23 protein-coding genes are annotated in these 26,024 nt (G+C 60.7%); 2 read left to right on the top strand and 21 right to left on the bottom strand.

Annotated elements, in window-relative coordinates; all coding sequences use genetic code 11:
- Window positions 1-28: 28 nt before the first annotated feature.
- From ACZ41T_RS09755 to ACZ41T_RS09740, 4 genes are all read right to left on the bottom strand, one after another.
- The gene (locus ACZ41T_RS09755; RefSeq protein WP_464921204.1) at window positions 29-466 is read right to left on the bottom strand and encodes a hypothetical protein; all 438 of its coding nucleotides are present in this window, start codon (window positions 464-466) and stop codon (window positions 29-31) included.
- Between the two features lie 77 nt (window positions 467-543).
- Entirely contained in the window at window positions 544-3,648 is a 3,105-nt protein-coding gene (locus ACZ41T_RS09750; RefSeq protein ID WP_464921203.1) for an efflux RND transporter permease subunit, read from the bottom strand.
- Window positions 3,649-3,657: 9 nt separating this feature from the next.
- Window positions 3,658-5,343: an efflux RND transporter periplasmic adaptor subunit gene (locus tag ACZ41T_RS09745; protein WP_464921202.1), complete on the bottom strand. Its 1,686-nt coding sequence runs from the start codon at window positions 5,341-5,343 to the stop codon at window positions 3,658-3,660.
- Complete coding sequence (locus ACZ41T_RS09740; protein ID WP_464921201.1) at window positions 5,340-6,530, bottom strand: TolC family protein; 1,191 nt, start codon at window positions 6,528-6,530, stop codon at window positions 5,340-5,342. Before ACZ41T_RS09740 ends, ACZ41T_RS09745 begins: the two co-directional genes overlap by 4 nt.
- Window positions 6,531-6,765: 235 nt before the next feature.
- Between ACZ41T_RS09740 and ACZ41T_RS09735 the strand changes: the two genes are divergently transcribed.
- Both ACZ41T_RS09735 and ACZ41T_RS09730 read left to right on the top strand, forming a co-directional pair.
- On the top strand, window positions 6,766-7,458 hold the full coding sequence (locus tag ACZ41T_RS09735; protein WP_464921200.1) for a heavy metal response regulator transcription factor: 693 nt from the start codon (window positions 6,766-6,768) through the stop codon (window positions 7,456-7,458).
- Window positions 7,455-8,849, top strand: a complete 1,395-nt coding sequence (locus tag ACZ41T_RS09730) for a heavy metal sensor histidine kinase (RefSeq protein WP_464921199.1) — start codon at window positions 7,455-7,457, stop codon at window positions 8,847-8,849. Before ACZ41T_RS09735 ends, ACZ41T_RS09730 begins: the two co-directional genes overlap by 4 nt.
- 337 nt (window positions 8,850-9,186) lie before the next feature.
- Here the strand turns inward: ACZ41T_RS09730 and glmS are convergent, their stop codons facing one another.
- From glmS to mnmG, 17 genes are all read right to left on the bottom strand, one after another.
- Entirely contained in the window at window positions 9,187-11,016 is a 1,830-nt protein-coding gene (glmS, locus tag ACZ41T_RS09725) for a glutamine--fructose-6-phosphate transaminase (isomerizing) (RefSeq protein ID WP_464921198.1), read from the bottom strand.
- 129 nt (window positions 11,017-11,145) lie between these two features.
- Entirely contained in the window at window positions 11,146-12,525 is a 1,380-nt protein-coding gene (glmU, locus tag ACZ41T_RS09720; RefSeq protein WP_464921197.1) for a bifunctional UDP-N-acetylglucosamine diphosphorylase/glucosamine-1-phosphate N-acetyltransferase GlmU, read from the bottom strand.
- A gap of 164 nt (window positions 12,526-12,689) precedes the next feature.
- A complete protein-coding gene (locus ACZ41T_RS09715) occupies window positions 12,690-13,355 on the bottom strand; it encodes an OmpA family protein (RefSeq protein WP_464921196.1) in 666 nt (221 codons plus the stop codon).
- A gap of 289 nt (window positions 13,356-13,644) precedes the next feature.
- Window positions 13,645-14,322, bottom strand: coding sequence for an OmpA family protein (locus ACZ41T_RS09710; RefSeq protein WP_464921195.1), 678 nt, complete (start codon window positions 14,320-14,322; stop codon window positions 13,645-13,647).
- Window positions 14,323-14,514: 192 nt separating this feature from the next.
- Window positions 14,515-14,937: a F0F1 ATP synthase subunit epsilon gene (locus tag ACZ41T_RS09705; protein ID WP_464921194.1), complete on the bottom strand. Its 423-nt coding sequence runs from the start codon at window positions 14,935-14,937 to the stop codon at window positions 14,515-14,517.
- A gap of 116 nt (window positions 14,938-15,053) precedes the next feature.
- Window positions 15,054-16,433 carry a F0F1 ATP synthase subunit beta gene (atpD, locus tag ACZ41T_RS09700; RefSeq protein ID WP_464921193.1) on the bottom strand — a complete coding sequence of 460 codons (1,380 nt, stop codon included), beginning with the start codon at window positions 16,431-16,433 and terminating at the stop codon, window positions 15,054-15,056.
- Between the two features lie 58 nt (window positions 16,434-16,491).
- Window positions 16,492-17,364, bottom strand: a complete 873-nt coding sequence (gene atpG, locus ACZ41T_RS09695; protein ID WP_464921192.1) for a F0F1 ATP synthase subunit gamma — start codon at window positions 17,362-17,364, stop codon at window positions 16,492-16,494.
- Window positions 17,365-17,405: 41 nt separating this feature from the next.
- Window positions 17,406-18,947 carry a F0F1 ATP synthase subunit alpha gene (gene atpA, locus ACZ41T_RS09690; RefSeq protein ID WP_464921191.1) on the bottom strand — a complete coding sequence of 514 codons (1,542 nt, stop codon included), beginning with the start codon at window positions 18,945-18,947 and terminating at the stop codon, window positions 17,406-17,408.
- A 59-nt stretch (window positions 18,948-19,006) separates the two neighbouring features.
- Window positions 19,007-19,543 carry a F0F1 ATP synthase subunit delta gene (locus ACZ41T_RS09685; protein ID WP_464921190.1) on the bottom strand — a complete coding sequence of 179 codons (537 nt, stop codon included), beginning with the start codon at window positions 19,541-19,543 and terminating at the stop codon, window positions 19,007-19,009.
- Window positions 19,544-19,546: 3 nt separating this feature from the next.
- Complete coding sequence (locus tag ACZ41T_RS09680; protein WP_464921189.1) at window positions 19,547-20,017, bottom strand: F0F1 ATP synthase subunit B; 471 nt, start codon at window positions 20,015-20,017, stop codon at window positions 19,547-19,549.
- A gap of 53 nt (window positions 20,018-20,070) precedes the next feature.
- Window positions 20,071-20,310: a F0F1 ATP synthase subunit C gene (atpE, locus tag ACZ41T_RS09675; RefSeq protein ID WP_018509318.1), complete on the bottom strand. Its 240-nt coding sequence runs from the start codon at window positions 20,308-20,310 to the stop codon at window positions 20,071-20,073.
- Between the two features lie 65 nt (window positions 20,311-20,375).
- Window positions 20,376-21,218 carry a F0F1 ATP synthase subunit A gene (gene atpB / locus ACZ41T_RS09670; RefSeq protein ID WP_464921188.1) on the bottom strand — a complete coding sequence of 281 codons (843 nt, stop codon included), beginning with the start codon at window positions 21,216-21,218 and terminating at the stop codon, window positions 20,376-20,378.
- A gap of 96 nt (window positions 21,219-21,314) precedes the next feature.
- Window positions 21,315-21,659, bottom strand: coding sequence for an ATP synthase subunit I (locus tag ACZ41T_RS09665; protein WP_464921187.1), 345 nt, complete (start codon window positions 21,657-21,659; stop codon window positions 21,315-21,317).
- A gap of 153 nt (window positions 21,660-21,812) precedes the next feature.
- Window positions 21,813-22,664: a ParB/RepB/Spo0J family partition protein gene (locus ACZ41T_RS09660; RefSeq protein ID WP_464921186.1), complete on the bottom strand. Its 852-nt coding sequence runs from the start codon at window positions 22,662-22,664 to the stop codon at window positions 21,813-21,815.
- On the bottom strand, window positions 22,664-23,449 hold the full coding sequence (locus ACZ41T_RS09655; protein ID WP_464921185.1) for a ParA family protein: 786 nt from the start codon (window positions 23,447-23,449) through the stop codon (window positions 22,664-22,666). Before ACZ41T_RS09655 ends, ACZ41T_RS09660 begins: the two co-directional genes overlap by 1 nt.
- A complete protein-coding gene (gene rsmG, locus ACZ41T_RS09650) occupies window positions 23,449-24,087 on the bottom strand; it encodes a 16S rRNA (guanine(527)-N(7))-methyltransferase RsmG (RefSeq protein ID WP_464921184.1) in 639 nt (212 codons plus the stop codon). Before rsmG ends, ACZ41T_RS09655 begins: the two co-directional genes overlap by 1 nt.
- Window positions 24,084-25,982, bottom strand: a complete 1,899-nt coding sequence (mnmG, locus tag ACZ41T_RS09645) for a tRNA uridine-5-carboxymethylaminomethyl(34) synthesis enzyme MnmG (RefSeq protein WP_464921183.1) — start codon at window positions 25,980-25,982, stop codon at window positions 24,084-24,086. Before mnmG ends, rsmG begins: the two co-directional genes overlap by 4 nt.
- Window positions 25,983-26,024 lie beyond the last annotated feature (42 nt).

Below are 26,024 nucleotides of genomic sequence, written 5' to 3'. Positions count from 1 at the left end.
TCTTCGGATTGGCTCGATGTTCAGACCACTACATCTGACCGGGCATAGCGGATGTAGAAGTTGATGACGCCTGCTGCATAGGCGTGAAACGGCCCTGTAACGCCGTCTGACCAGGTAACGCGATGGAAACCACCACCTTCATATCTGGCGCGAGCTCGAATTTACCCGAGCCTTTCATTTGATTGTCACCAGCGGGCACGAGCTTCACACTGGCCTTGCTCTTGCTGGAAAGTATGGTTGCGGTCCCTGTTGCGCCCTGGGCGCCAATTTCTTTGCCAGCGTGGTCAGTGATATAAACGCTCACTTCGTTGGCTTTTACCACCAGTTCATAGTGGTACTGCTGCACCATGCGCACTTGGCCGCCGTGAGGCGCAGTTTGGGTGTCGAGATATTCGTCGCTATGGGCGAACGCGCCTTGCGTGAAGAGCAAGGCCAGGGCGAGGATGGATGGTTTCAGGTATTTCATTTGGTGGCTCCTTGGATAAAGTTAAAAAAAGAACTGCTGTTTTTGGTTCTTCACATTCCGCTTATCTTTTTGCTGGATCAGAAATTTTCCTTACTGCCTTGTGCCAGCAGTTTCATCATCGGTTTTTCGCCCCACAGGTAAAACATCACCGGCGTAAGCAGGGTGTCCAGCAGCGTGGAACTCACCAGGCCGCCAAAAATCACCACCGCTACCGGATGCAGGATTTCCTTGCCCGGATCGCCTCCGGATAGCACCAGCGGAATCAGGGCGAAGGCCGCCACCAGCGCGGTCATCAGCACTGGCGTCAGGCGTTCCAGGCTGCCGCGAAGGATCATTTGCTTGCCGAATGCTTCACCCTCGTGCGCCACCAAATTGATGTAGTGGCTGATTTTCAGGATGCCGTTGCGCGTGCTGATGCCGGCCAGGGTAATAAAGCCGATCAGGCTTGCCACCGACAGCGCACCGCCTGAGATCCACAGCGCGATGACACTGCCCACCAGCGCCAGCGGAATATTGCCCATGATCATCAACGACAGCACGGTGGATTGGTAGCGGCTATACAAGACGAGAAAGATCATGGCCAATGACACCAATGACAGTCCCGTAATAAGTCGGCTGGCTTCTTCCTGTGCCTGGAACTGGCCTTCCAGCTGAGTGAAATAGCCTTCCGGCAGTGGGTGTCTGGCGAGCTCTGCTCGGATGTCGCGGATGATCTGCGCCATGTCGGTACCGTCACTATTGCCCATCAACACCATGCGGCGGCGGCTGTTTTCGCGCAGGATCTGGTTGGGACCGTCGCTGTCCTGGATTTCTGCGATGAGGCGCAATGGGATGCGTCCGCCCGGTGTTTCCACCAAGAGGTTGCTCAAGCCCTGTGCGCTGCGGTCTGTATCTGCAAGGCGGATCACCACGTCGAAGCGGCGGTTGCCTTCGATCACCTGCGCCACAGTGGCGCCGTTGGACAGCGTTTCCAGGGCGGTGTTGATGGCTGCCGGGGTGACGCCATACTGCCTGGCCTTGGCGTAATCGACGCGGATTTGCAGTTGCGGAATGCGTACCTGCTTTTCCAGTTGCAAATCCACCAGTCCCGTGATGTTGGCAAGCCGGGCTTGCAACCCCGCCGCCAGTCCGCGTAGCGTGTCCACGTCATCGCCAAAGATTTTCAGCACGATCTGCGCGCGCACCCCGGACAGCATGTGGTCGAGCCGGTGTGAGATGGGTTGGCCGATGCTGACCGAGGCAGGCAGCGGCACGAGGCGGTTGCGGATGTCCTGTAATACGGCCTCGCGGGAACGGGCGGATTTTTTCAGGTCCGCGTCGATCTCGCTGTAATGCACGCCTTCCGCATGTTCGTCTAGCTCGGCGCGGCCGGTGCGCCGCCCCACCTGGGTCACTTCCGGCACTTGCAGAATCAATTGCTCCGCCAGGGTGCCGATGCGGTTGGATTCCGACAAGGAGGTGCCCGGATTCATCACGGCCGTGAGGGTGAGTGTGCCTTCGTTAAACGCGGGCAGGAAGGAACGGGCGAAGAACGGTACGGCGGCCACCGCGAGCGCCACCGCGAGCAGCCCCGCGCCGAGAACCAGCTTGCTGTGCTCGAACGACCACTGCAGCAGGCCCGTATCCCATTGCTTGAGCTTTTTGACGACTGGGCTGTCGTCGTGCTCCAGCCGCTTCATTTTCGGCAGCAGGTAATAGCACAGTACCGGCGTCAGCGTGACCGACACCAGCATGCTGGCAAGAATGGACACGATGTAGGCAACGCCCAGCGGCGCGAACAGCTTGCCCTCGATACCGGAAAGGACGAACAGCGGCACGAACACCAGCACGATGATGAGCGTGGCGTACACGATGGCGGAGCGAACTTCCAGTGTAGCCGCGGCGATGACTTCCAGCACGGAGGCCTTTTCGACTGCCACCCGATTCTGCTTGAGCCTCCGGAACACGTTTTCCACTCCCACCACTGCATCGTCGACCAGCTCGCCGATGGCAATCGCCAGTCCTCCCAGCGTCATGGTGTTGATGGACAGTCCAAAGTATTTGAACACCAGCACCGTGATCAGGATGGAGACAGGAATCGCGGTGAGCGAGATGAAGGTGGTGCGGAAATTGAGCAGGAACAGGAACAGCACCACCGCCACCATGATGGCGCCGTCACGCAAGGCCTCTTCCACGTTGCTCACCGAGCTTTCGATGAAATTGGCCTGTTTGAACAGGATGTCTTTCGTTGCGACGCCGGCGGGCATGTTTTTGTTCAGCTCCGCGAGCGCCGCTTCGATTTCGCGCGTGAGCTTGATCGTGTCCGCACCGGGCTGCTTCTGCACCGACAGGATCACCGCAGGCTTGCCCATGAAGCTCGCGTCGCCACGCTTCAGGCGCGCAGCGAATTCCACCTTGGCGACTTGCCTGAGCAAAATCGGTATTCCTTCACGGTAGCCGACCACCAGATCCTGTAAATTTTCCAGCTTGGTGGTGCGCCCGATATTGCGGATCAGGTATTCCTGCGCGTGCGACTCCAGAAACCCGCCGCTGGTGTTGGTCGCGAAATCTACCAGCGTCTTTTCCATCTGTTCCAGCGTGACGCCCAGGCGATCGAGATTGACTGGATCGGGTGCCACCCGGTATTGCTTCACCTCGCCACCGATAGGGATCACTTGCGACACACCAGCGATCGTGAGCAGCCGCGGACGCACCACCCAGTCCGCCAGTTCGCGCACCTGCATCGGGCTCGCCTTGGCGGAGTCGGCAGTCATCGCGATCAACATGATCTCGCCCATGATGGAACTGATCGGCCCCATCTGCGGAGTGATGCCGGCGGGAATCTGTTCCCGTACCAGGCTTAGCCGCTCCGCGATCTGCTGGCGGTTGCGGTAAATGTCGGTGCCCCAGTCGAACTCCACGTACACGATGGAAAGACCGATGCCAGAAACCGAGCGTACCCGCGTCACTCCCGGTATGCCGTTCATCGCCGTCTCGACGGGGAAACTGATGAGCTGCTCCACTTCCTCCGGTGCCATGCCTTCGGCCTCGGTCATCAGCGTCACGGTGGGCTTGTTGAGATCGGGAAAGACGTCCACCGGCAGCTGTTTCAGGGTGAGCATGCCATACACCAGCAGCAGGAGCGTCGCCGCGATTACGAACAAGCGCTGACTCAGGCTGGATTGAATGATTGCTTTAAACATGTCTATCTCTTAGCGTATTTGTGCAAGCAATGCCGCGCCCTGCGTCACCACCCGGTCGCCATCCTGCAGCCCCTCCAGCACCGCAACCGTATTGGCGTCCACCGCTTGTACGTTCACCTTTTTCGGCATGAAGCGTTCGGCTGAGACGTGCACCCACACGATCGTTTCCCCGCTGCTGTTCTTCATTACGCTTCCTTGCGGCACGGGGATGCCGCGGATGGCTTGCTTGGTTTGCACAAACACCTTCACCGGCTGACCCACGCTTAATATGGGCAAGGGCGGTTTGACAGCGAACTGCATGGGTAGCGCCTGTTCGCGCAGTTGATGACTTTGGCCGATGAACGCCAGCGTCAACGGCTGATTGTCAGCGGTCATGGCGGAAGCGCCCGCCACTTGACCGGACAGCGCGGTATCGTAGGCGACGGCTTCCACCCAAAGCTTGGCCGGGTCGACAATTCCGAACAATATTTCGCGCGCTTCCACCACTTGGCCAGCGACCGCATCAGCCTGGCTGATCACGCCAGAAACCGGCGCACGCAGGGCTTCGCGCTGGAACAGACTGCCCGCCACCGCCGCCTTGCGCGCCCTGAGGCTTACCGCTTCGGCGCGCGCCGCGTCAATTTCCTTTTGCGGCAGGCTGCCAACCAGTTGCTCCAAGCGCTTTGCGCGCCGTTCGGCAAGACCCAGATTGCTCGCCAGTTCGGCCAGTTGCGCCTGCTGATTACCCTTCTCGATACTGCTGGCGGCAGGTTCGATGTAAGCCAGGATTTGTCCCTTCTTCACTTTCATGCCAATGGCGGGAAAGCCACCGCCGGGCGCGGCAATCCGCCCGGGTTGGCTGGACTGCACGCGCCCGCTGAAATTCGGGTCGGCACTAATCTGGCCGTTGAGCGCCACTGTTTTGGCGACGTCACGTGTCTCGCCCAGCAGGGTGCGGATACCGAGCAGCCGCTGCACGGGCTTGGGCACCAAAACGCTGCCGTCTGGCAAACGTACGGGGGGAGTCTGCGTGGCGACCGCTACGGTGTTCACCGAGGTGACAATGGGTGCGTCTTTGGGTTTGTCGCCATGATCTTCGTCGCCGTGGGCGAAGCCTTGATTGCTGTGCCCGCCGAGCAGGAAAGCAGCAAACACTGGCAACACCAGGGTTATTACCGCACCCTTGCGGCGGCGGATGAGCTTGAACAGCGCAAGCAACGCAATGGCCCCTGTTATGCCACCTGCCGCCCATTTCCCGTAGTCAACCCAGGCGCGCCCGTGGGCTTCGTCAGACTTCAAACCAGGTATTTCCAAGGTGCCGATAAGCAAATCTTCCAGGCCGCTTGCTTCCACGCTCACCACAACCTCATGGGTGCCGGGCTGCTTCAGCCAGTCCGCAGCGGCCGTGTAACTGCCATCTTTCGTGACCAGTAGCTGAAGCTTGCGACCGTCACTTTCGAGCTCGATTTTCGCGTTGAGGATAGGCTCGTTGGTGGCGTAGCGGTCGGCAAAGACCGCGAGCTTGCCATCCTGAAGCACACCCAGCAGTTCCACATCGGGGGACTTCAATTCCAGAGGCGAGCCAGACGCTGACAGGCTGACTGGCGCACGTGCCTCGTCGCCATGGTCTTCGCCGGCGTGGGCAAAGACGAAGCGCGGCATCAGCAAAACCAGTATCCATGACAAATGAATGGCCATTTTTATGATTGTCGTCACGGCAAGACTCCCTGAGCTTGATTGAGGCGGGCGCGCGACAGCGCCTGCGTGGTTTCTTGTTGGTTGTAAGCCTGTCCGGCTTCAAATGCGGCCGCTCGTGCACGCAGCAGGGTGAACAGATCGGTTTCGCCGAGATCGAAGGATGTCTGGATCAGTCCTAGGTTTTCCTGCGCTGCGGCTCGCTGCTGCTGCGCCAGCTCCAGCAGTTGATCGGTCGCTTGCAAGCTTTGCTCCGTCTGCCGTATCTGGAATTCGAGCGTGAGCCGGGTGCGGTTGTATTCACTTTGCGCGTTGGCAAGGGCGGTTTGGGCGGCGCTGATGAGCGGCCGGTTGCGCGCATCCGTGGATAAGGGCAGGCGCAGGGCGATTATTACGGAGTCGGCGTAAGGATCGTTCAGGCTACTACGCTCCCGGCGCATACCGAGTTCAAGTTCTGGATTGTCGCGGCGCGATTCGCCTGCCAGGCGCACTTGCGCCTGCGCCGTTTCGATCGCTTTGCGCGCCTCTTCCAGTAACGGATGGTCGTCAGGCAAGGGCTTCGGCAGCGCGCTTTCCGAAATGTCGTCAGGCAAGGCTGTCATACCAGTGAGGGTGGAATAGGCTTGCTGTGCCTGGAACAGCTGGGTACGGCTTAGCAAAATCGCTGCCTGGGCGGTGCGCCATTCATTCTGCGCCAGATTCAAATCGGTCTTGGCCAACTCCCCTGCCCGAACCCGCCTGGCGACATCTTCCGCCAGTTTTTTCGCAGTTTGTGCGCGCGCTTCGTCGAGTTGGATTTGAGCCTGAGTCTGGCGCACTTGCCAGATCGCTTCGCGCAGCTCTCCCGCCAGTTTCAGGCGTAGCGCACGCATACTGGCTTCCAGGCCATCCTTGCCGGCGTGCGCCTGGCGTTGCCGCGCATCGCGCTGACCGGGTAGCCAGATGGGCAAAGCGATACCGGCTTCCCACTCGTTCAAGCCCGTATTGTTGGTCAACTGGTTACCACGATGACTCAAAATGACGGCGGGCGCGCCGGGCAGCAGGCTGTTCGCGGCGACGGTCTGGGCATCGCTTTCCGCGCGCTTTGCCTCCAGGGTTTGCGCTTGGGGGCTGGTGCCCCAGGCTTGATCCAGTGCTGCGCGCAGGCTGACAGCGCAAACGGGTTGCGTGAGCAGCAAGCCAACAAAAATCAACAGGAAGTGACGCATGATGGTCTCGAATGTTCAGGTTAAGTCTCAAGAAAACCCGGAACTCTGGCAAATGCAGCCCATCGATATCGTCAGGGTTATCCTTGTTTACCGCGCCAAGGCGGTGTTCGTTTGACCGCATCCTGCGGGCGCATGCCCAACACCAACCTGACAAGCGGATTACAAATCTGTAATGCACCCATCCATCGGGTGCGAGCTGTGGCAGGATGCTTGCATCCGTCCTGATATTTCAACCATGAAAATCCTGATCGTCGAAGACGAGCCCAAGACGGGCGATTACCTGAAGCAAGGTCTCACCGAGGCCGGTTTCGTCACGGATCTGGCGCGCGAGGGATGGGATGGACTGGAACTCGCCAAAGCGGGGCACTACGACATGATGATCCTGGATGTGATGCTGCCCGGCATCAATGGCTGGCAGGTGCTCGAAGGCGTGCGCCGGGCAGGCATCGACATGCCGGTGCTGTTTTTGACTGCACGTGGCCAGGTCGAGGACCGGGTCAAGGGGCTGGAATTGGGCGCCGACGATTACCTGGTAAAACCCTTCGCTTTCGCCGAACTGCTGGCTCGGGTGCGCTCCCTGGTTCGCCGCGGGCATGCCACCCTGGAATCCGCTGTCCTCAAGGTGGCCGATCTGGAACTGGATTTGTTGCGGCGGCGGGCCATGCGGGCGGGACGCAAGATCGAACTGACAGCCAAGGAATTCGCCCTGCTCGAACTGTTTCTGCGCCGAAAGGGAGAAGTGCTGCCCCGTAGTCTGATCGCCTCACAGGTCTGGGACATGAATTTCGATTCCGATACCAATGTCATCGATGTGGCGGTGCGACGCTTGCGGGTCAAGATCGACGAAGGCTTTGAGTCCAAGCTCATCCACACCGTGCGGGGAATGGGTTACGTGCTGGAAACCTTCTCGGAAAATGCAGAACCATGAAAACCTTGTCGCTGACTGCCCGGATCAGTCTTCTTTTCGCCGTGTCGGCTTCTCTGGTTTTACTGGCGACGGGCTATTTCCTGACGCAAGGGGTGGAGACCCATTTCAAAGAGGGAGATCTGCACGAACTCAATGGCAAGCTGGAACTCATCCAGAATTTATTCAAGCACACGTATACCCAAGCGGAATTGAACTCTCTACCCCAACGACTGGATGACGCCCTGGTCGGCCACCATGGTCTCGCAGTGGCTGTGACGGATGCAACGGGCAATATCTGGTTTGCCACATCAGGCGCAGATTTCCCGCGAACGTTGCTGCAAGATTGCCACATCCAGCCGACAGTCTGTACATCCGGCACCTTGCGGCAGTGGAAGCTGGCTGGTGTGAGCTACCGGGGCATGGCCGTGTTGGTGGCCGCGGGTAATGGCAGGTCTTACACCGTAGCGGTGGCACTGAACATCGAGCATCATGATCTTTTCATGAACAAGTTCCGGTCAGTGCTTGCCATCGCCATCGCTTTGGCCGCCTTGGCCACAGCCAGTCTGGGCTGGGCAGTCACCCGATGGGGGCTTTCCCCCTTGCGTCAAGTCACCAACATGGTGGGGGGCATATCCGCCGAACATCTGGCGGAACGCCTGCCGACTACCGGACTACCCGCGGAACTCAAGCCTCTCGCCACCGCTTTTAACGCCATGTTGGCTCGTCTGGACGATTCTTTTCGACGGCTTTCCGCGTTCTCTTCCGACATTGCGCACGAGCTGCGCACCCCTATTTCAAATCTCATGACCCAAACCCAGGTGGCACTTTCCAGCGCACGCGGCAATGATGAATACAAGGAAATTTTGTACTCCAACCTGGAGGAGTATGAACGCATGGCGCAGATGGTTGGCGACATGCTCTACCTCGCACAGGCCGACAACGGCCTGCTCAAACCGAGTCTGGAAGAAGTCAATCTGGCCAATGAAACCCAGGATTTATTCGATTACTTTGAAGCCTGGGCGGAAGAGCGTGGCGTTTCGCTGATCCAGACGGGATCGGCCACCGTTCGTGGCGACCGGATGATGTTGCGGCGCGCGCTCAGTAACCTTATATCGAACGCCATCCAGCACACTTTACCAGGTAAAACGGTACAGATATCCATGGCCAGGCACGGGGGTCAGACCACCGTTTCCATCGAGAACCCGGGCACGAATATCCCGGCTGAGCACCTCCCCAGACTGTTCGATCGGTTCTACCGTGTCGATCCATCGCGTCAGCGCAAGGGAGATGGGGCTGGGCTGGGGCTTTCCATCGTCAAATCCATCGTTGACGCCCATGGCGGCTCAATCACAGTGATGTCCGCTGACCAAATGACACGGTTCCAGCTCACCTTGCCTGCTTTGGAGGAATGATGCTCATACTCCTGATCTGCCGACTACTCACAGAGTAGTGAAGGCCCTATAGCCGATTCGTCCGAGGCCTGACCACCTAAGAAAATTTCCACAATGCTTGCACCACATTTAGAAGTGGACGGTTACAAATCGGAAGCCGGATGGCCTCTTAAGGGAGAGTGAATTCGCCGTTTTGGAAGCGGCCGTTCAGCTTGAGTTTCTATTCAACGACGGGTGTGCCGCGCATAGCAGACGTGATTTGTTCAGCGTGCCAACGGCGGCTCTGGCCGATTTCTGCCAGACCATCATGACCTGAACGCCCGCGACCTGTCAGACCAAGCCTGAATTTCCCTATTGCTTATTCCACCGTGACCGACTTCGCCAGGTTGCGTGGCTTGTCGACGTCGGTGCCTTTTTGCAGGGCGGCGTGATACGACAGCATCTGCAGCGTCACGGTATGCAGGATCGGTGACAGGGCGCCGTTGCCGCCGCCGGGCAGCCTGATGACGTGTACAAAATCAGATTCCTCGATGTGCACATCGCCGTCGGCAAACACATACAGCTCGCCGCCACGCGCGCGCACTTCCTGCATGTTCGATTTCAGCTTTTCGATCAGCTGGTCGTTGGGGGCGATGGTGATCACCGGCATGTCTTCGTCCACCAGCGCCAGCGGGCCGTGCTTGAGCTCCCCGGCCGGATAGGCCTCGGCGTGGATGTAGGAAATCTCCTTCAGCTTCAGCGCGCCTTCGAGCGCAATCGGATAGTGCACGCCGCGTCCGAGGAACAGGGCGTGATGCTTGTTGGCAAAATACTGCGACCAGGCTTCGACCAGCGGCTCCAGCGCCAGCACCTGCTGCACTTTATTCGGCAAGCTGCGCAGTTCGGCCACATACGCAGCTTCCTGTTCCGCGCTGAGCCGGCCGCGCAGTTTGGCCAGCACCAGTGTGAGCAGAAACAGGCTAGCCAGCTGGGTGGTGAAGGCCTTGGTCGAGGCAACGCCGATTTCCGGCCCGGCGCGGGTGAGGAATTTGAGGCGCGAGGCGCGGGTGAGCGCTGACTCAGGCACGTTGCAGATGGTCAGTGTCTTGTCCTGGCCCAGGGTCTTGGCATGGTTGAGCGCCGCCAGCGTGTCGGCGGTTTCACCCGACTGCGAAATGGTGACGATGAGCGCATCGGGGTTGGGCACCGAAGTGCGGTAGCGGTATTCGCTGGCGATTTCGGCACGTGCCGGGATGCCGGCGATCGCTTCCAGCCAGTACGTGGCCACTTTCGCTGCATGATAACTGGTGCCGCAGGCAAGGAAAGTCACTGCGTTCACCTTGCCCAGCACCTCGGCGGCGTCGAAGCCGAACCATTCTGGCAGGACATGATCCTGCGCCACCGCGATCAGCAGCGTGTCGGTCAGCGCGCGCGGCTGCTCATGAATTTCCTTTTGCATGAAGTGGCGATAATTGCCGAGTTCGGCCATGTCGGCCGACAGCTCGGAAATATGCACGCTGCGGTCGACCGGCTTGCCTGCGGCGTCAACCACCGTCACCGACAGCAGGCCGACGTCGGCGGCATCGCCCTCTTCCAGGTACATCACGCGCTGGGTCACCGGCAGCAGGGCCGAGACGTCCGACGCAATGAAGTTTTCCTCGATGCCCAGGCCGATCAGAAGCGGGCTCCCCTTGCGGGCGCAGACCAGCCGGTTAGGTGAGTCCTCACTTACTACGCCGATGGCATAGGCGCCTTCGAGTTCGGCCACCGCCGCACGGGTGGCAGCAAGCAGGTCTTTCGACTGACGGTAATACAGTTCGACCAGATGCGCGATGACCTCGGTGTCGGTTTCCGAGGTGAAGACAAACCCCAGTTCTTTCAGCCGGGTGCGCAGCACTTCGTGGTTTTCGATAATGCCGTTGTGCACCACCGCCAGGCGGCCGCTGACATGCGGGTGCGCATTGGCCTCCGACGGCGCGCCGTGGGTGGCCCAGCGTGTGTGCGCGATGCCGAGGTGGCCGTGCACCTTCTGCGCCGCGCATTCCGCGGCCAGCGCGGCGACGCGGCCGATGCTGCGAACCCGCTTCAACCCGCCATTGACGATAACCAGCCCGGCCGAGTCGTAGCCGCGATATTCCAGCCGCCGCAGGCCTTCGAGCAGAATGGGAACGACGTTACGTTGCGCAACCGCACCGACAATACCGCACATATCAGCGGCGCTCCGCGCCGGGTAAGGCGTGAGGAGTGAGGGGTGAGGCCTTGAGCGCCGAACCACCGCTTTCTTGCTCGTGTAGTCTTGCCATGATTTCCAAACCTCCCGTTAAATTAAAATTACGCCTCACCCCTCACCCCTCACCTTTTTGACCGGGCGTGTCCAGCCGCTGAGGGTAAGCTGTTTCGCCCGGGCCAGGGTGAGTTCGCCGGCGGGCGCGTCTTTCGTCAGCGTGGTGCCGGCGCCAAGAGTCGCGCCGCGGCCGACCGTGACCGGCGCCACCAGTTGGGTATCCGAGCCGACAAAGACGTCGTCCTCGATCACCGTGCGATGCTTGTTGGCGCCGTCGTAATTGCAGGTGACGGTGCCGGCGCCGATGTTGACCCGCTTGCCCATGGTGGTGTCACCGACGTAGGAAAGATGGTTGATCTTGGCGCCGTCGTCGATCTGGCTGTTCTTGATCTCGACGAAGTTACCGATGTGCACGTCGCGCGCCAGCGTGGTCCCGGGGCGGATGCGCGAGAACGGCCCCAGCCGGTTGGCTTCGCCGATTTCGGCATCGTCGATCAGGGTGAAGGCGTCGATGCGCGTGCCCGCCGCCACGGTCACGCTGCGCAGCACGCAGTTAGCGCCCACTTGCACGCCGTCGCCCAGTTTTACGTGGCCTTCGAACACGCAGTTGACGTCGATCAGTACGTCGCGCCCGCACGTCAGGATGCCGCGTACGTCGAGCCGCGCCGGATCCATCAGGGTCACGCCGGCGTCGAGCAGCGCCTGCGCGATCTCGTTCTGGTGGATGCGCTCGAGCGTGGCAAGCTGCACCTTGCTGTTGACCCCCAGCACTTCCCACTCGTACCCCGGTTGATAGGTTTCCACATCTAACCCGTCGCGCACCGCCAGCGCGATGATGTCGGTGAGGTAGTACTCGCCCTGCGTATTGTCGTTCTTCAGTTCGGCGATCCACCGCTTCAACTGGCGTGTCGCCACGGCGAGGATGCCGGTGTTGACTTCATGAATTGCGCGCTCGGCAGGCGTCGCGTCCTTGTGCTCGACGATGCGCGCGACCTTGCCGTTTTCGCGCACGATGCGGCCATAGCCATCCGGGTGCGCCAGCGTCACCGTCAGCAGCCCCAGCTTGCCGGCCTGCGCCGCGGTCACCAACGGCTGCAGGGTCGCGCTGTGCGTCAGCGGCACATCGCCATACAGCACCAGCGTGACGCTGTCGTTGGCCAACAGGGGCAGCGCCTGTTTGACTGCATGGCCGGTGCCGTGCTGTTCGGCCTGAAGCACAAACGTCAGCTTGTCGTCAGCCATCGACTGCGGCACGGCCTCACCGCCAAAACCGTACACCACGCAGACCTGCGCGGCGCCGAGTTCATGGGCCGTATCCACCACGTGCCCGAGCAGGGGCTTGCCCGCCAGCTTATGCAGAACCTTGGGCAGGTCGGAGCGCATGCGGGTGCCTTTGCCCGCCGCGAGTATCAGGATTTCAAGCTTGGATTCCATTCGTGTGTCTGGATGATGAGCCACATCGGCAAAATAAATGAGCAAAATGCGCGCCAAGTATAAAGCTTGTGCGTCGCAGTTTGCCCGTCATGCGCGCACGCTTCGGCACTCACAAACAATTACGGGGACCGAAGTCCCCGTAATTGGCTTGAATGGAAACGCGATTACTTCAGCGGGACCAGTTCGACACGACGATTCTTGAAGCGACCTTCTTCCGTCGCGTTATCCGCAACCGGCTGCGCTTCGCCATAGCCCTTGGCGGTCAGGCGGTCTGCAGCGACACCGCGGCTGATCAGGAAGTTACGGACCGCTTCCGCGCGTTGGCGCGACAACTTCATGTTGTATGCATCGCTGCCCATGCTGTCCGTGTGGCCGGCAACTTCGATGTTCACATCGCCCCATGCCTTCAAAGCCTCGACGTTCTTGTCGAGGTCGGAGGCGTCTTCCTGACGCAGGCTGGCTTTGTCGAAATCAAAGTTCACCCCTACGAGCACCAGTTTTTGCGGCGCCGCGGGTTCGGGCGCGACATAAACAACCGGCGCAGGCGCGGGCGCGACATAAGCAGGTGCGGGCGCAGGTGCGGCCGCGGGCTCAGCAGCAGCAAACTTCTCGGGCTCGGGCACGGGCGCCGGCACCTTGCACGGTGCGTCAAGAAGCTGTTTGCCCGGACAGCCGATCGTCCTGAAAAGCTCGTAACCGACTGTTTTCCCGCTCGCGCTGGCGGCATTGGACGGGTCGTAATAAACGCCTTCAGCTGCGTGCGCGCTGATCGTCCCGGCAGAAATCAGGGTCGCGCCAAGGATACTAAAAAGGAAAGGGGTTGTACGCATAGTAAAGCTCCTATAAAAAACTCAAGCAAAATTCGAAGGCTATCCTGAACACCGATGGTGCTTAGCAGGATGTTGGGTAATAAACAGTCAGTTGAGAATACCCAAAGGCGCACGCCGATTCTGTGCGCTACCGAACATAATGCAGCATTTTTCGAACTTGATCGCGCAAGATACGCAAAACGCATGCTGGGGTGCTTTTTCCGTGTCGTAAACACGGCGCCAGAACAACTCTACGCCACTACCAAAAAACGGGGACCGTAGTCCCCGTAATCGGCTCAAATAGGAACTTCTATTTGTAGCGAACCAGTTCGACACGGCGGTTCTGGACGCGACCCTCAAGCGTGGCGTTGCTGGCAACCGGTCGGGACTCCCCGTAGCCCCGGACGGTCAGACGATCTGCCGAGACGCCCTTGCTGACCAGGTAGTTACGCACGGCCTCGGCGCGGCGCTGTGACAGACCCATATTGTATTCTTCGGTGCCGATGCTGCACGTGTGGCCCGCAACCTCCACATCCACATCGCCCCATGCTTTCAAGGCATCGACGTCCTGGTCGAGTCTGGCGTAGTCCTGCGGCCGGATGACCGCCTTGTCGAAATCAAAATTCACACCTTCCAGCACGAGCGTCGCGACGGGTACGGGTTCCGCAACAGCCGCAACCGGCACAGGGGCAGGCACTACCGCAAGCGGTGCCGCAGGTGCAACGACAGGTTCGGGCGCGGCCGCAAGCGGTTCTGGTTCAGGTTCTGCAGCAAGCGGCGCGGGGGCAGGCACCGGGCAGGGGACGCCAAGAAGCTCCCGTCCAGGACAGCCGATTGTCCGGAAAAGCTCGTAGCCGGTCGTATACCCCGTCGGGCTGGCGGCATTGGTCGGATTGTAAAAAGGAGCTTCTGCCGCATGCGCGGTTACAACTCCGGTAGAAATCAAGGTCGCACCGACAAGGCCGAAAAGAAAGGGGGTTTTATGCATGATCAAGCTCCAATTAAAGATTCAGGAAAAATGGGTTACGCAGCACCATACATGATGTTATTAAACACGCTCTTTTTAATAACTAGTCCATGAGATGGTTTAGTCAAGCCATTGCCTGCGAAATACGCATTCCCGGTGGCCCATTAAAAAAGCAACCCAAAGGTTGCCTGGCTGTGTTCTAGCCTGGGTGAATCAAATCAGCTTGCGCAGCTTCTGAATCGTCGCCAGTTGAGCAACGGCCTGAGCCAGTTCGGCCTGCGCTTGCGCGTAGTCGATGGCGGCGACCTTGTCCTTCATCGCTTCTTCGGCGGCGCGTTTGGCTTCGAGCGCCTTGGCCTCGTCGAGGTCGACGCCGCGAACCGCGGAGTCGGACAGGATGGTAACGAAGTTCGGCTGCACCTCGAGAATGCCGCCGGAAACGTAGATCAGTTCTTCCTCGGCCTGGTCGGGCACCTTGATCCGCACCGAACCGGGCTTGAGCGTGGTCAACAGCGGTGTGTGACGCGGGTAGATGCCGAGTTCACCGCGCTCGCCGGGCGCGATCACCATTTCGGCGCTGCCGGAGTAGAGCGATTTCTCTGCACTGACGATATCGACATGGATGGTCATTGCCATAACTTGTTCCTTCTGTGTGAAGGGAAGGGGGAAGGGGGAAGGGTGGGGGAAGGCCTGCAGGTTTTCACCCTGTGCCCTTCCACCCTTTACCCTTCACCCTTTACCCTTCACCGCTTTTACTGGATCGTATTCGCCTTTTCGACCGCTTCTTCGATCGGGCCGACCATGTAAAAGGCCTGCTCGGGCAGATGGTCGTATTCGCCTTCGACAATCGCCTTGAAGCCGGCAACGGTCTCTTTCAGCGTGCAATATTTACCCGGCGCGCCGGTGAACACTTCGGCGACGAAGAAGGGCTGCGACAGGAAGCGCTGGATCTTGCGCGCACGCGCCACCGACAATTTGTCTTCCGGCGACAGTTCGTCCATTCCCAGAATCGCGATGATGTCGCGCAGCTCCTTGTAGCGCTGCAGCGTGCCCTGCACCGCACGGGCGACGTTGTAGTGCTCGTCGCCGACGACCTGCGGATCGAGAATGCGCGAGGTCGAGTCGAGCGGATCCACCGCGGGGTAGATGCCCAGCTCGGCGATCTGGCGCGACAACACCAGGGTCGCATCGAGGTGGGCGAAGGTGGTGGCGGGCGAGGGGTCGGTCAAGTCGTCCGCCGGTACGTATACGGCCTGGAACGAGGTGATCGAGCCGGTGCGGGTGGAGGTGATGCGCTCCTGCAGGCGGCCCATTTCGTCGGCCAGCGTCGGCTGGTAGCCCACCGCGGACGGCATCCGGCCCAGCAGCGCGGACACTTCGGTGCCGGCCAGGGTGTAGCGGTAGATGTTGTCGACGAACAGCAGCACGTCGCGGCCTTCGTCACGGAAGTATTCGGCCATGGTGAGACCGGTCAGCGCGACGCGCAGGCGGTTACCCGGCGGCTCGTTCATCTGGCCGTAGACCAGCGCAACCTTGTCCAGCACGCCGCCTTCTTTCATCTCGTGATAGAAGTCGTTGCCCTCGCGGGTGCGCTCGCCGACGCCGGCGAACACCGAGAAGCCCGAGTGGGCGACGGCGATGTTGCGGATCAGCTCCATCAGGGTGACGGTCTTGCCCACGCCGGCGCCGCCGAACAGGCCGACCTTGCCGCCCTTGGCGATCGGCATGATCAGGTCGATCACCTTGATCCCGGTTTCGAGAATTTCCACCGAGGCCGCCTGGTCGGCATAGGCCGGGGCTTTGCGGTGAATCGGCATGTGTGTCTCGGCCGCAACCGGACCCATTTCGTCGATGGGGGTGCCGAGCACGTTCATGATGCGGCCGAGCGTCGCCTGGCCGACCGGAACCATGATCGGATTGCCGGTTGCGAGTACGTCCATACCGCGGCGCAGGCCGTCGGTCGAGCCCATCGCAATGGTGCGCACCACGCCGTCGCCCAGCTGCTGCTGGACTTCGAGGGTGAGCTCGGGGGACTCCATTTTCAGCGCTTCAAAGACCCTGGGCAAGGCATCACGCGAAAACTCCACGTCCACCACGGCACCGATGATCTGAACAATTTTTCCGTTGCTCATGCTTGTTTCCTAAAAGAATTAAATTCTGTGCTCGCGTAATTCAATGTATTGGGCACGTTCAAACCGCGGCCGCACCGGCGACGATCTCCGACAGCTCCTTGGTGATCGCAGCCTGGCGGGTCTTGTTGTAGATCAGCTTCAGCTCGCCGATGACGTCCTTGGCGTTGTCGGAAGCGGACTTCATCGCCACCATCCGCGCCGACTGCTCGCACGCGATGTTCTCGGCCACGCCCTGATACACCAGCGACTCGATGTAGCGCTTCAGCATCTCGTCGACCACCGGTTTGGCATCGGGCTCGTAGATGTAGTCCCAGTACGTTTTCAGCGTGGCGTCCTCGGCGTCTTCCTTTTTCACCAGCGGCAGCAGCTGGGTCAGCGTCGGCTCCTGTTTCATCGTGTTGACAAAGCGGTTGTAGACGATGTAGAGCGCGTCGATCCTGCCTTCGAGGTAGGCGTCCAGCATGACCTTGACCGGGCCGATCAGCTTGTCCATGCCTGGGGCATCACCCAGGCCGGTGAGCTGCGACGCCACATTGGCGCCGAGCCGCTGCATGAAGCCCAGCCCCTTGTTGCCAAGCGCCGTGACGTCGATGCCGACGCCGGCGGCTTCCCACTGCTTCATCTGGCTCACTACAACACGCAGGGCATTGGTGTTGAGGCCGCCGCACAGGCCCTTGTCGGAGGTAATGACGATGAGGCCGACGCGCTTGACGGTGTCACGCGCGATCACGAATGGATGCTTGTATTCCGTGTGGGCGTAGGCCAGGTGGGTTGCCACGCGGGCAATTTTCTCGGCGTACGGGCGCGCGGCCTTCATCCGTTCTTGCGCCTTGCGCATCTTCGACGCCGCCACCATTTCCATGGCCTTGGTGATCTTGCACGTGTTTTCCACGCTCTTGATCTTGGTCCGTATCTCTTTTCCGGCTGCCATACTTGCTCCTTAAACCAGCGGCTGCAAACCCGCGCGGCCGATCAATAGACGCCGGTTTTCTTGAATTCGTCGACCGCGGCGGTAAGCGCCTTCTCGGTTGCGTCATCCAGATCGCCGCTGGTTTCGATGCTGTCCATGATGCCGGCGTATTTGGCCTTCATGAAGGCCATCAGTGCGGATTCGAAGGGCAGGATCTTGCCAACCTCGACATCGTCCATGTAGCCCTTGTTGACCGCGAACAGGGTCAACGCCATCTGTGAAACCGACATCGGCGAGTACTGCGCCTGCTTCATCAGTTCGGTGACGCGACGGCCGCGCTCCAACTGCTTGCGGGTGGCTTCGTCAAGGTCGGAAGCGAACTGGGCGAAGGCCGCGAGTTCGCGATACTGCGCCAGCGCCAGACGAATGCCGCCGCCGAGCTTCTTGATCACCTTGGTCTGCGCAGCACCCCCGACGCGCGACACCGACAGACCGGCGTTGATCGCGGGGCGGATGCCGGCGTTGAAGAGGTCGGTTTCAAGGAAGATCTGGCCGTCGGTAATCGAGATCACGTTGGTCGGCACGAAGGCGGAGACGTCGCCGGCCTGGGTTTCGATGATCGGCAGCGCGGTCAGCGACCCGGTCTTGCCCTTGACGGCGCCGTTGGTGATCTTTTCGACGTAGTCGGCGTTGACGCGCGCGGCGCGTTCGAGCAGGCGCGAGTGCAGGTAGAAGACGTCGCCGGGGTAGGCTTCGCGGCCCGGCGGACGACGCAGCAGCAGCGACACCTGACGGTAGGCCCAGGCCTGCTTGGTCAGATCGTCGTACACGATCAAGGCATCTTCGCCGATGTCACGGAAGTATTCGCCCATGGTGCAGCCGGAGTACGGTGCGATGTACTGCATCGCGGCGGCGTCAGCCGCGGTCGCGGCGACGACGATGGTGTGATCCATCGCGCCGTGCTCTTCCAGCTTGCGTACGACGTTGGCAACCGAAGAGGCCTTCTGGCCGATGGCGACGTAGATGCACGTCACGCCGGTGCCCTTCTGGTTGATGATGGCATCGATCGCGACGGCGGTCTTGCCGGTCTGGCGGTCGCCGATGATGAGTTCGCGCTGGCCACGGCCGACCGGCACCATGGCGTCGATCGACTTCAGACCGGTCTGCACCGGCTGGTCGACCGATTTGCGCTCGATCACGCCGGGGGCGATGCGCTCGATCGGCATGGTTTTATCGGCGGCGATGGGGCCCTTGCCGTCAATCGGCTGGCCCAGCGAGTTCACCACGCGGCCCAGCAGGCCACGGCCCACCGGCACTTCGAGAATACGCCCGGTGCACTTGGCGACATCGCCTTCGGTGATGTGTTCGTAGTCACCCAGGATCACCGCGCCGACCGAGTCGCGTTCAAGGTTGAGCGCCACGCCGAAGGTGTTACCCGGCATTTCGATCATCTCGCCCGACATCACGTCGGACAAACCATGAATGCGGACGATACCGTCGGTGACCGAGACGATCGTGCCCTGGGTGCGCAGTTCGCTTGAAACACCGAAGTTTTCGATCTTGGCTTTAATCAGTTCGCTGATTTCGCTTGGATTCAATTGCATTTATATTCTCCGAACCGCGAGGTTTCGATAAAGATGAGTTGGATGAGCCTGGCCGCGCCTCAGGCCTGCAGGGCGAAGGACATGCGCTGCAGTCGTCCTTTGATCGAGCCGTCGATCACCTGATCGCCGATGGCAATGACTGCGCCACCGATCAGTTCGGGATCGACCGCCACCTGCACGTTCACCGCGCGGTTGAACCTGGCCTTGAGTCCCGCCACCAGCTCGTCGAGCTGGGCTTGCGACAGTTCCTGTGCGCTGGTGATGGTGGCCTCGAGCGTGCCTTCGGCATCGGCCTTCAGTGTTTCGAACTGCACACCTATTTCCGGCAGCAGTGACAGGCGGTCGTTTTCGGCCAGCACCGTGACAAAGTTGCTGCCACGGTCGCCAAGATCGCTGCCAGCCACCTCGATAATCAGGCCGGCCACCCGATCGGCCGCCACCACAGGATCGGCGATCAGGCGCGCCATCTGAGTGTCCGCTACGATCAGCGCAAGCGATTTCAGGCGTAACGACCAGCCCGTCAGGTCCTTTTCATCCTGCGCCAGGCGAAATACCGCTTCGGCGTAGGGGCGTGCCAGGGTAGACAGCTCGCTCATGATTTACAGCTCGGCTTTCAGCTGGCCCAGCAGCTCAGCATGGGTTTGCGCATTGACTTCGTGACGCAGGATTTTTTCCGCACCGGCCACGGCCAGCGCTGCCACCTGATCACGCAGGCTTTCGCGTGCACGGTTGGTTTCCTGTGCGATATTGGCCTGGGCGGCGACAATCTGTCGCTCGCCCTCTTCCTTGGCGGCCATTTTCGCTTCCTCGATGATCTGCGCCGCACGCTTGTCGGCCTGGGCAATCACTTCGCCCGCCTGCGCCTTGGCTTCACGCAGTTTATCCGTGGCCATTTTGGCGGCCAGTTCCAGCTCGTGCTTGCCGCGGTCGCCCGCGGCAAGGCCGTCGGCGATCTGCTTCTTGCGCGTTTCGAGTGCATTCATGATCGGCGGCCACACGAACTTCATGCAGAACCACACGAAGAAGATAAATGTGACGGACTGGCCGATCAAAGTTGCGTTGAAATTCATATCCGCACCTTATTCATGACAGGGGTTAGACAAGTTCCGTATCAACCCGCGAATTAACCGGCAACGGCAAATAGAACGTACATGGCCAGGCCGACGGCGATCATCGGCACGGCGTCAACCAGACCCATGACGATGAAGAACTGGGTACGCAGCATCGGGATCAATTCGGGCTGACGGGCAGCGCCTTCGAGGAAGCGGCCGCCGAGGATGCCGATGCCAACGGCGGCACCCAGTGCCCCCAGGCCCATCATCAGGGCACCCGCGATATACAGCACGGCTTGAGTCATTTCCATTTGTTGCTCCTAAAGGTAAAAATTAAAGTTGAAAACAAGAAACCAATTAATCAATACAGCTGAAATCAGTGATGCTCGGCATGCGCCATGTCCAGATAAACGATGGTCAGGGTCATGAAAATGAAGGCCTGCAGGGTGATAATGAGGATGTGGAACACCGCCCAGGCCCACTGCAGCACACCGCCGAACAGCGCCAGAATCCAGCTGCCGCCGAACATCAGCGCGATCAGGATGAAGATCATCTCGCCGGCGTACATGTTGCCGAACAGACGCAGGGAGAGCGAGATCGGCTTGGCGATCAGACCCACGCCTTCAAGCAGCAGATTGACCGGGAACAGGAATTTGGGGAACGGCTGGAATGCCAGTTCGGAGAAGAAGCCGCCTGCGCCCTTCATCTTGACGCTGTAGTACAGCACCAGGACGAAGATCGACAGTGACATGCCGAAGGTCACGTTGGGGTCGGTCGACGGCACCGCTTTCAGGTACGGCACCCCCGCGATCGACGCGGCATAGGGCAGCCAGTCAACCGGGATGAGGTCCATCATGTTCATCAGGAACACCCACATGAACACGGTCAGCGCCAGCGGCGCAACCAGCGCATTCCGATGCGAGAAGGAGCCCCGCACGGTACTGTCGATGAATTCGATGACCCACTCGACAAAGTTCTGCAGGCCGGCAGGGACCCCGACAGTCGCCCTTTTGGCCGCCATGCGGAAGAAAAACAGGAATAAGACGCCGAGGGCAATCGAGAACAGCATGCTGTCGACGTTGATCGCCCAGAAGCCCATGGCTTTGGCCTCTTCGGCGCCGTGGGCAAAGCCCCAAGTGCCGTCGACATGCTCGCCATAGGTCAGGTTTTGTAAATGGTGCTTGATGTACTCGCCAGAGGAATGGTATTCCGAAGCCATAGTGGTCAAATTCAATAAGTAGGTTTTGAATGGGCGCGCGCAATGCGTGCCCATTCAAAACCCCCCTTGGAAAAACCCGTTAAACGAGCAGTTGTTTTATTTATTTAGGCGGCCTGTTGCTGCGGCCAGCCAGCCAAACTGGGCCAGCAGCAGCCCCAGCAACAATGGCAAGGGCGCCAGATTCAAGACCCCGAGGCCAACAATCAGCAACCCCGTCAGCAACAGCAGCCGCTCAACGCCGGCGCGGATGAACAACTTGAACAAGCGGTGCTGATCCCACTCCGGGTGCCGCATCGACTGCCGCTCGTGCCAGACCAGCACTGCGCTGACCGCCAACGCCACCAGGGCGCCATACAACAAGGAAAGTCCAGCCTCAACCCCGGCAAACATGCCGCCAACCAAGGCAGCGCTCGGCGCGAACACTGCTTGCGCCAAGGCCACTCGCCGGGTGCCGGTATGAAAGCCGCTGAACATCAGCCACGCATGATACTGAATCAGCGAGGTCTATGCAACCATCAAACAGCTTGATGATAACCCTCTCTATAGTAGTGATGTTCCATAGCCCGCCATCGCTGGCGATGCCGGTACAGCGCATTACAGTCGGATGTCGAGCCGTTGCAGCAGGCCCTGCAGCTCATCCGCGCTGGCGAAATGCAGCGTCAGCCTGCCACCACCCTTGCTGCTGACCTGCACCCGGGCCGTCATCCCCAGCGCATCCGACAGCGCCTCCTCCAGGCGGATCACATCACGCGAAACGGCCTGCTTGGCCGGCGCAGCAACGGCATCCTTCAGTCGCGCCACGCGGCGCTCGACTTCGCGCACCGACAGGCCGCGCGTTTCGATTTCGTGCGCCAGCTCACGCTGCGCGTCCGCGTGCAGGGACAGCAGCGCACGCGCGTGGCCCATTTCGATGAGGCCTGCGGTGAGCATGTCCTGCACCGGGTGCGACAGATTGAGCAGACGCAGCAGATTGGATACTGCCACGCGCGACTTGCCGAGCGCCTGTGCCACCGCGTCGTGCGTCATGCCGAATTCATGAATCAGGCGCTGCATGCCGTGCGCCTCATCAATGGCGTTGAGGTCTTCGCGCTGGATGTTTTCGATCAGCGTCATCGCCGCCACCGCGTCGTCGGCCACTTCGCGCACCAGCACCGGCACCTCGTCGAGCCCCGCCATCTGCGCGGCGCGCCAGCGGCGTTCACCGGCGATAATTTCATGGCCGCCCGCGATTTCACGCACCAGAATCGGCTGCATCAGCCCCTGTGCACGAATCGAGTCGGCCAACTCCTGCAGCGATTCGCTGTCCATCTGGGTGCGCGGTTGATATTTACCAGGCGCCAATTGCGCCACATTCATCATGCGCAAGTCGCCCTGCGGCGGCGCTGCATTGTCTTCTCCACCCAGCAGCGCGTCGAGGCCGCGCCCGAGTCCCTTGAGTTTGGCCATTATGCGGTCTCCCCTGTTGTGATGCCGGCACGCCTGAGCGTTTCCTCGGCCAGTTCCATATACGCTTTCGCGCCCCTACAGTGACGGTCATAGGCAAGCACCGGCAGCCCGTGGCTGGGTGCCTCGGCCAGTCGCACATTGCGTGGAATGACGGTGTCGTACACTTTGTCGCCGAAATGCTGCTTGATCTGGTCCGATACCTGCTGCGCCAGCGTGCTGCGCGGATCGAACATCACCCGTAGCAGGCCCTCGATGCGGATGCCGGGATTGAGCCGCTGCTTGACCTTCTTGATGGTGGCAACCAGATCGGTGAGGCCCTCCAGCGCGTAATACTCACACTGCATCGGGATCAGCACCGCTTCCGCCGAGGCAAAGGCATTGACGGTCAGCAGATTCAGCGTCGGCGGGCAGTCCATCAGGATGAAGTCGTAGTCGTCGGCCACCTGCGCCAGCGCGGCCTTCAGTCGCAGGTCGCGTTGCTCCAGGTTCACCAGATCGATTTCCGCGCCCGCGAGTTCGCGGTTGGCCGGGATGACATCGAAATGGCCGGCCTCGGAGCGCATCCGCGCCTGGCGCACACTCACCTGGTTGAGCAGGATCTGGTACACCGTCGGCAACGCGGTGCGCTTTTCGATGCCAGCACCCATGGTTGCATTGCCCTGCGGATCGAGGTCGGCCAGCAACACCCGCTGGCCGAGTTCGGCCAGGCTCGCGGCAAGATTCACTGCCGTCGTCGTCTTGCCGACACCGCCCTTTTGATTGGCGATTGCCAGGATTCGGCTCATTAAACAGGCTCCAGAATAATCAAATGACGGCTCGCATCCAGCCCCGGAACGACCAACCTGTGGGTAACGCTTACCTTCACCCAATCCGGCAAGGAGGCGATCTCTTCGTGCGGCATCAACCCCTTCATCGCCAGCCAGCGGCCGGCCGGTTCGAGAAGATGGCGAGTCAGGGTGACGAATTCCTTGAGATCGGAAAATGCACGCGAGGTGATGACATCGAAGCCCGTCTCGGGCCGGTAATCCTCTACCCGACCCGTCACCACATTCAAATTGGCCAGCCCCAGCTCGGCCTTGGCCTGCAGCAGGAAGGCGGTTTTCTTGGCAATACTGTCGATCAGCGTCAACTGCAATTGCGGCCGTGCAATCGCCAGCGGGATGCCCGGCAGCCCGCCGCCGCTACCGACGTCGAGCACGCGAATCAAATCCGAACCGCCGCTCTGAAAGAATGGAACCGCCACCAGCGAATCCAGCAGGTGGTGGCTGACCATGCTCTCGACCTCACGCACCGCGGTCAGGTTGTACACACGGTTCCATTTATCCAGCAGCGCCAGGTAGGCCAGCAGCGTCGCCTCGGCCCCTGTGGGCAAGGCCAGATCCAGGGCGGCGATTCCCGCCATTAATTGCGGCTCGACCGTCATGCGCTTTTCTTTTGTTCGTCAGGCTTGAAGCCGCGCTTGGCGTACACCAGCAACACTGAAATCGCTGCCGGGGTGACACCCTGCAGTCGCGCCGCCTGGCCCAGGGTCCCGGGCCTTGCCGTTTGCAGGCGCTGGCGCACTTCCATCGACAGGCCGGTGAAGCGGCTGTAGTCGAGGTCAGGGGGAAGTCGCAGGGTTTCCTGTTCGTGCTGCCTGCCGATTTCCTCATTCTGCCGGTCAATGTAGCCTTGGTATTTGGCGGCTATCTCGACCTGCTCGGCCACGCGCGAATCAGCCTCGCCCGCCCCGCCACCCGGCAAGGCAAGCACCTGCGCATAATCCAGGTTCGGACGGCGTAACAGCTCAAACAGATTGTATTCGTGATCGATCGGCTGGCCGATGAGGCGGGTGGCGTCCGCCGCCGGCAGTATCGCCGGATTGACCCAGGTCGCCTTCAGCCGCTCGGTCTCGCGCGCGACCGCATCGCGCTTGCGGCTGAATGCATCCCAGCGCGCATCGCCGACGACGCCGAGCGCGCGCCCGGCTTCGGTCAGCCGCATGTCGGCATTGTCCTCGCGCAGCTGCAGGCGGTATTCGGCGCGGCTGGTGAACATGCGGTAGGGCTCGGAGACGCCGCGCGTGATGAGATCGTCGACTAGCACGCCAAGGTAGGCCTGGTGGCGGCCCAGGCTCCAGGCATCGCGCCCCTGCGCCTGCAAGCCGGCATTGATGCCCGCCAGCAAGCCCTGCGCCGCGGCTTCTTCATACCCCGTCGTGCCGTTGATCTGGCCAGCGAAAAACAGACCGGCGATCGATTTGGTTTCGAGCGAGGCTGTGAGGTTGCGTGGATCGTAGTAATCGTATTCGATGGCATAGCCGGGGCGCAGGATGTGGGCGTTTTCCAACCCGGGGATCGAGCGCACGATATTGAGCTGCACGTCGAACGGCAGCGAGGTCGAAATGCCGTTGGGATAGATCTCGTGAGTGGTCAGCCCCTCGGGTTCGAGGAAAATCTGGTGGCTCGCCTTGTCGGCGAAACGGGTGATCTTGTCCTCGATTGACGGGCAGTAGCGCGGACCCACCCCTTCGATCACGCCGGTGTACATCGGCGACCGATCGAGCCCGCCGCGGATGATCTCGTGTGTTTTTTCTGTGGTGTGGGTGATCCAGCACGGGCGTTGCGCGGGATGCATACGTGCATCGCCCATGAAGGAAAACACCGGCGCCGGATCGTCGCCCGGCTGGGCCTGGGTCTGGCTGAAATCGATGCTGCGGCCGTCGATGCGCGGCGGGGTGCCGGTCTTCAGACGGCCGACCGGCAGCTTCAGTTCGCGCAGGCGCGCGGCCAGCGACACCGATGGCGGATCGCCCATGCGTCCCGCCTGGAAGTTTTCCAGCCCCACGTGCACTAGACCGGCAAGGAAAGTGCCGGCCGTCAGCACCACCGTGCGGCCACCGAACACGATTCCGAGTTGGGTTTTTACGCCGACGACGCGGTCGCCGTCGAGCAACAGGTCGTCCACCGCCTGCTGAAACAGCGTGAGATTGGGCGCGTTTTCCAGCCGCCGCCGGATCGCCGCCTTGTACAGCACGCGATCGGCCTGCGCCCGAGTGGCGCGTACCGCCGGCCCCTTGGACGAATTGAGCGTGCGAAAATGGATTCCCGCCTCGTCGGTCGCCAGCGCCATCGCGCCGCCCAACGCGTCGACCTCCTTCACCAAATGCCCTTTGCCGATGCCACCGATCGACGGATTGCACGACATGGCGCCGAGGGTTTCGATATTGTGCGTCAGCAGCAGCGTTTTCACGCCGATGCGCGCGGCGGCCAGCGCGGCTTCGGTGCCGGCGTGACCGCCGCCGATGACGATGACATCGAAGGATTCGGGGAAATTCATGGACGCAGTTTACTCGCTGCCCGCTTTCGTTTCACGTGAAAC

The organism is Thiobacillus thiophilus (assembly GCF_055378705.1).
This window is presented reverse-complemented; position numbering and strand designations above follow the sequence as displayed.

Coding starts and splice junctions, on each gene's coding strand:
- ACZ41T_RS09755 (WP_464921204.1), bottom strand. CDS start 466: ATGAAATACCTGAAACCATCCATCCTCGCCCTGGCCTTGCTCTTCACG.
- ACZ41T_RS09750 (WP_464921203.1), bottom strand. CDS start 3,648: ATGTTTAAAGCAATCATTCAATCCAGCCTGAGTCAGCGCTTGTTCGTA.
- ACZ41T_RS09740 (WP_464921201.1), bottom strand. CDS start 6,530: ATGCGTCACTTCCTGTTGATTTTTGTTGGCTTGCTGCTCACGCAACCC.
- ACZ41T_RS09735 (WP_464921200.1), top strand. CDS start 6,766: ATGAAAATCCTGATCGTCGAAGACGAGCCCAAGACGGGCGATTACCTG.
- ACZ41T_RS09730 (WP_464921199.1), top strand. CDS start 7,455: ATGAAAACCTTGTCGCTGACTGCCCGGATCAGTCTTCTTTTCGCCGTG.
- glmS (WP_464921198.1), bottom strand. CDS start 11,016: ATGTGCGGTATTGTCGGTGCGGTTGCGCAACGTAACGTCGTTCCCATT.
- glmU (WP_464921197.1), bottom strand. CDS start 12,525: ATGGAATCCAAGCTTGAAATCCTGATACTCGCGGCGGGCAAAGGCACC.
- ACZ41T_RS09715 (WP_464921196.1), bottom strand. CDS start 13,355: ATGCGTACAACCCCTTTCCTTTTTAGTATCCTTGGCGCGACCCTGATT.
- ACZ41T_RS09710 (WP_464921195.1), bottom strand. CDS start 14,322: ATGCATAAAACCCCCTTTCTTTTCGGCCTTGTCGGTGCGACCTTGATT.
- ACZ41T_RS09705 (WP_464921194.1), bottom strand. CDS start 14,937: ATGGCAATGACCATCCATGTCGATATCGTCAGTGCAGAGAAATCGCTC.
- atpD (WP_464921193.1), bottom strand. CDS start 16,433: ATGAGCAACGGAAAAATTGTTCAGATCATCGGTGCCGTGGTGGACGTG.
- atpG (WP_464921192.1), bottom strand. CDS start 17,364: ATGGCAGCCGGAAAAGAGATACGGACCAAGATCAAGAGCGTGGAAAAC.
- atpA (WP_464921191.1), bottom strand. CDS start 18,947: ATGCAATTGAATCCAAGCGAAATCAGCGAACTGATTAAAGCCAAGATC.
- ACZ41T_RS09685 (WP_464921190.1), bottom strand. CDS start 19,543: ATGAGCGAGCTGTCTACCCTGGCACGCCCCTACGCCGAAGCGGTATTT.
- ACZ41T_RS09680 (WP_464921189.1), bottom strand. CDS start 20,017: ATGAATTTCAACGCAACTTTGATCGGCCAGTCCGTCACATTTATCTTC.
- atpE (WP_018509318.1), bottom strand. CDS start 20,310: ATGGAAATGACTCAAGCCGTGCTGTATATCGCGGGTGCCCTGATGATG.
- atpB (WP_464921188.1), bottom strand. CDS start 21,218: ATGGCTTCGGAATACCATTCCTCTGGCGAGTACATCAAGCACCATTTA.
- ACZ41T_RS09660 (WP_464921186.1), bottom strand. CDS start 22,664: ATGGCCAAACTCAAGGGACTCGGGCGCGGCCTCGACGCGCTGCTGGGT.
- ACZ41T_RS09655 (WP_464921185.1), bottom strand. CDS start 23,449: ATGAGCCGAATCCTGGCAATCGCCAATCAAAAGGGCGGTGTCGGCAAG.
- rsmG (WP_464921184.1), bottom strand. CDS start 24,087: ATGACGGTCGAGCCGCAATTAATGGCGGGAATCGCCGCCCTGGATCTG.
- mnmG (WP_464921183.1), bottom strand. CDS start 25,982: ATGAATTTCCCCGAATCCTTCGATGTCATCGTCATCGGCGGCGGTCAC.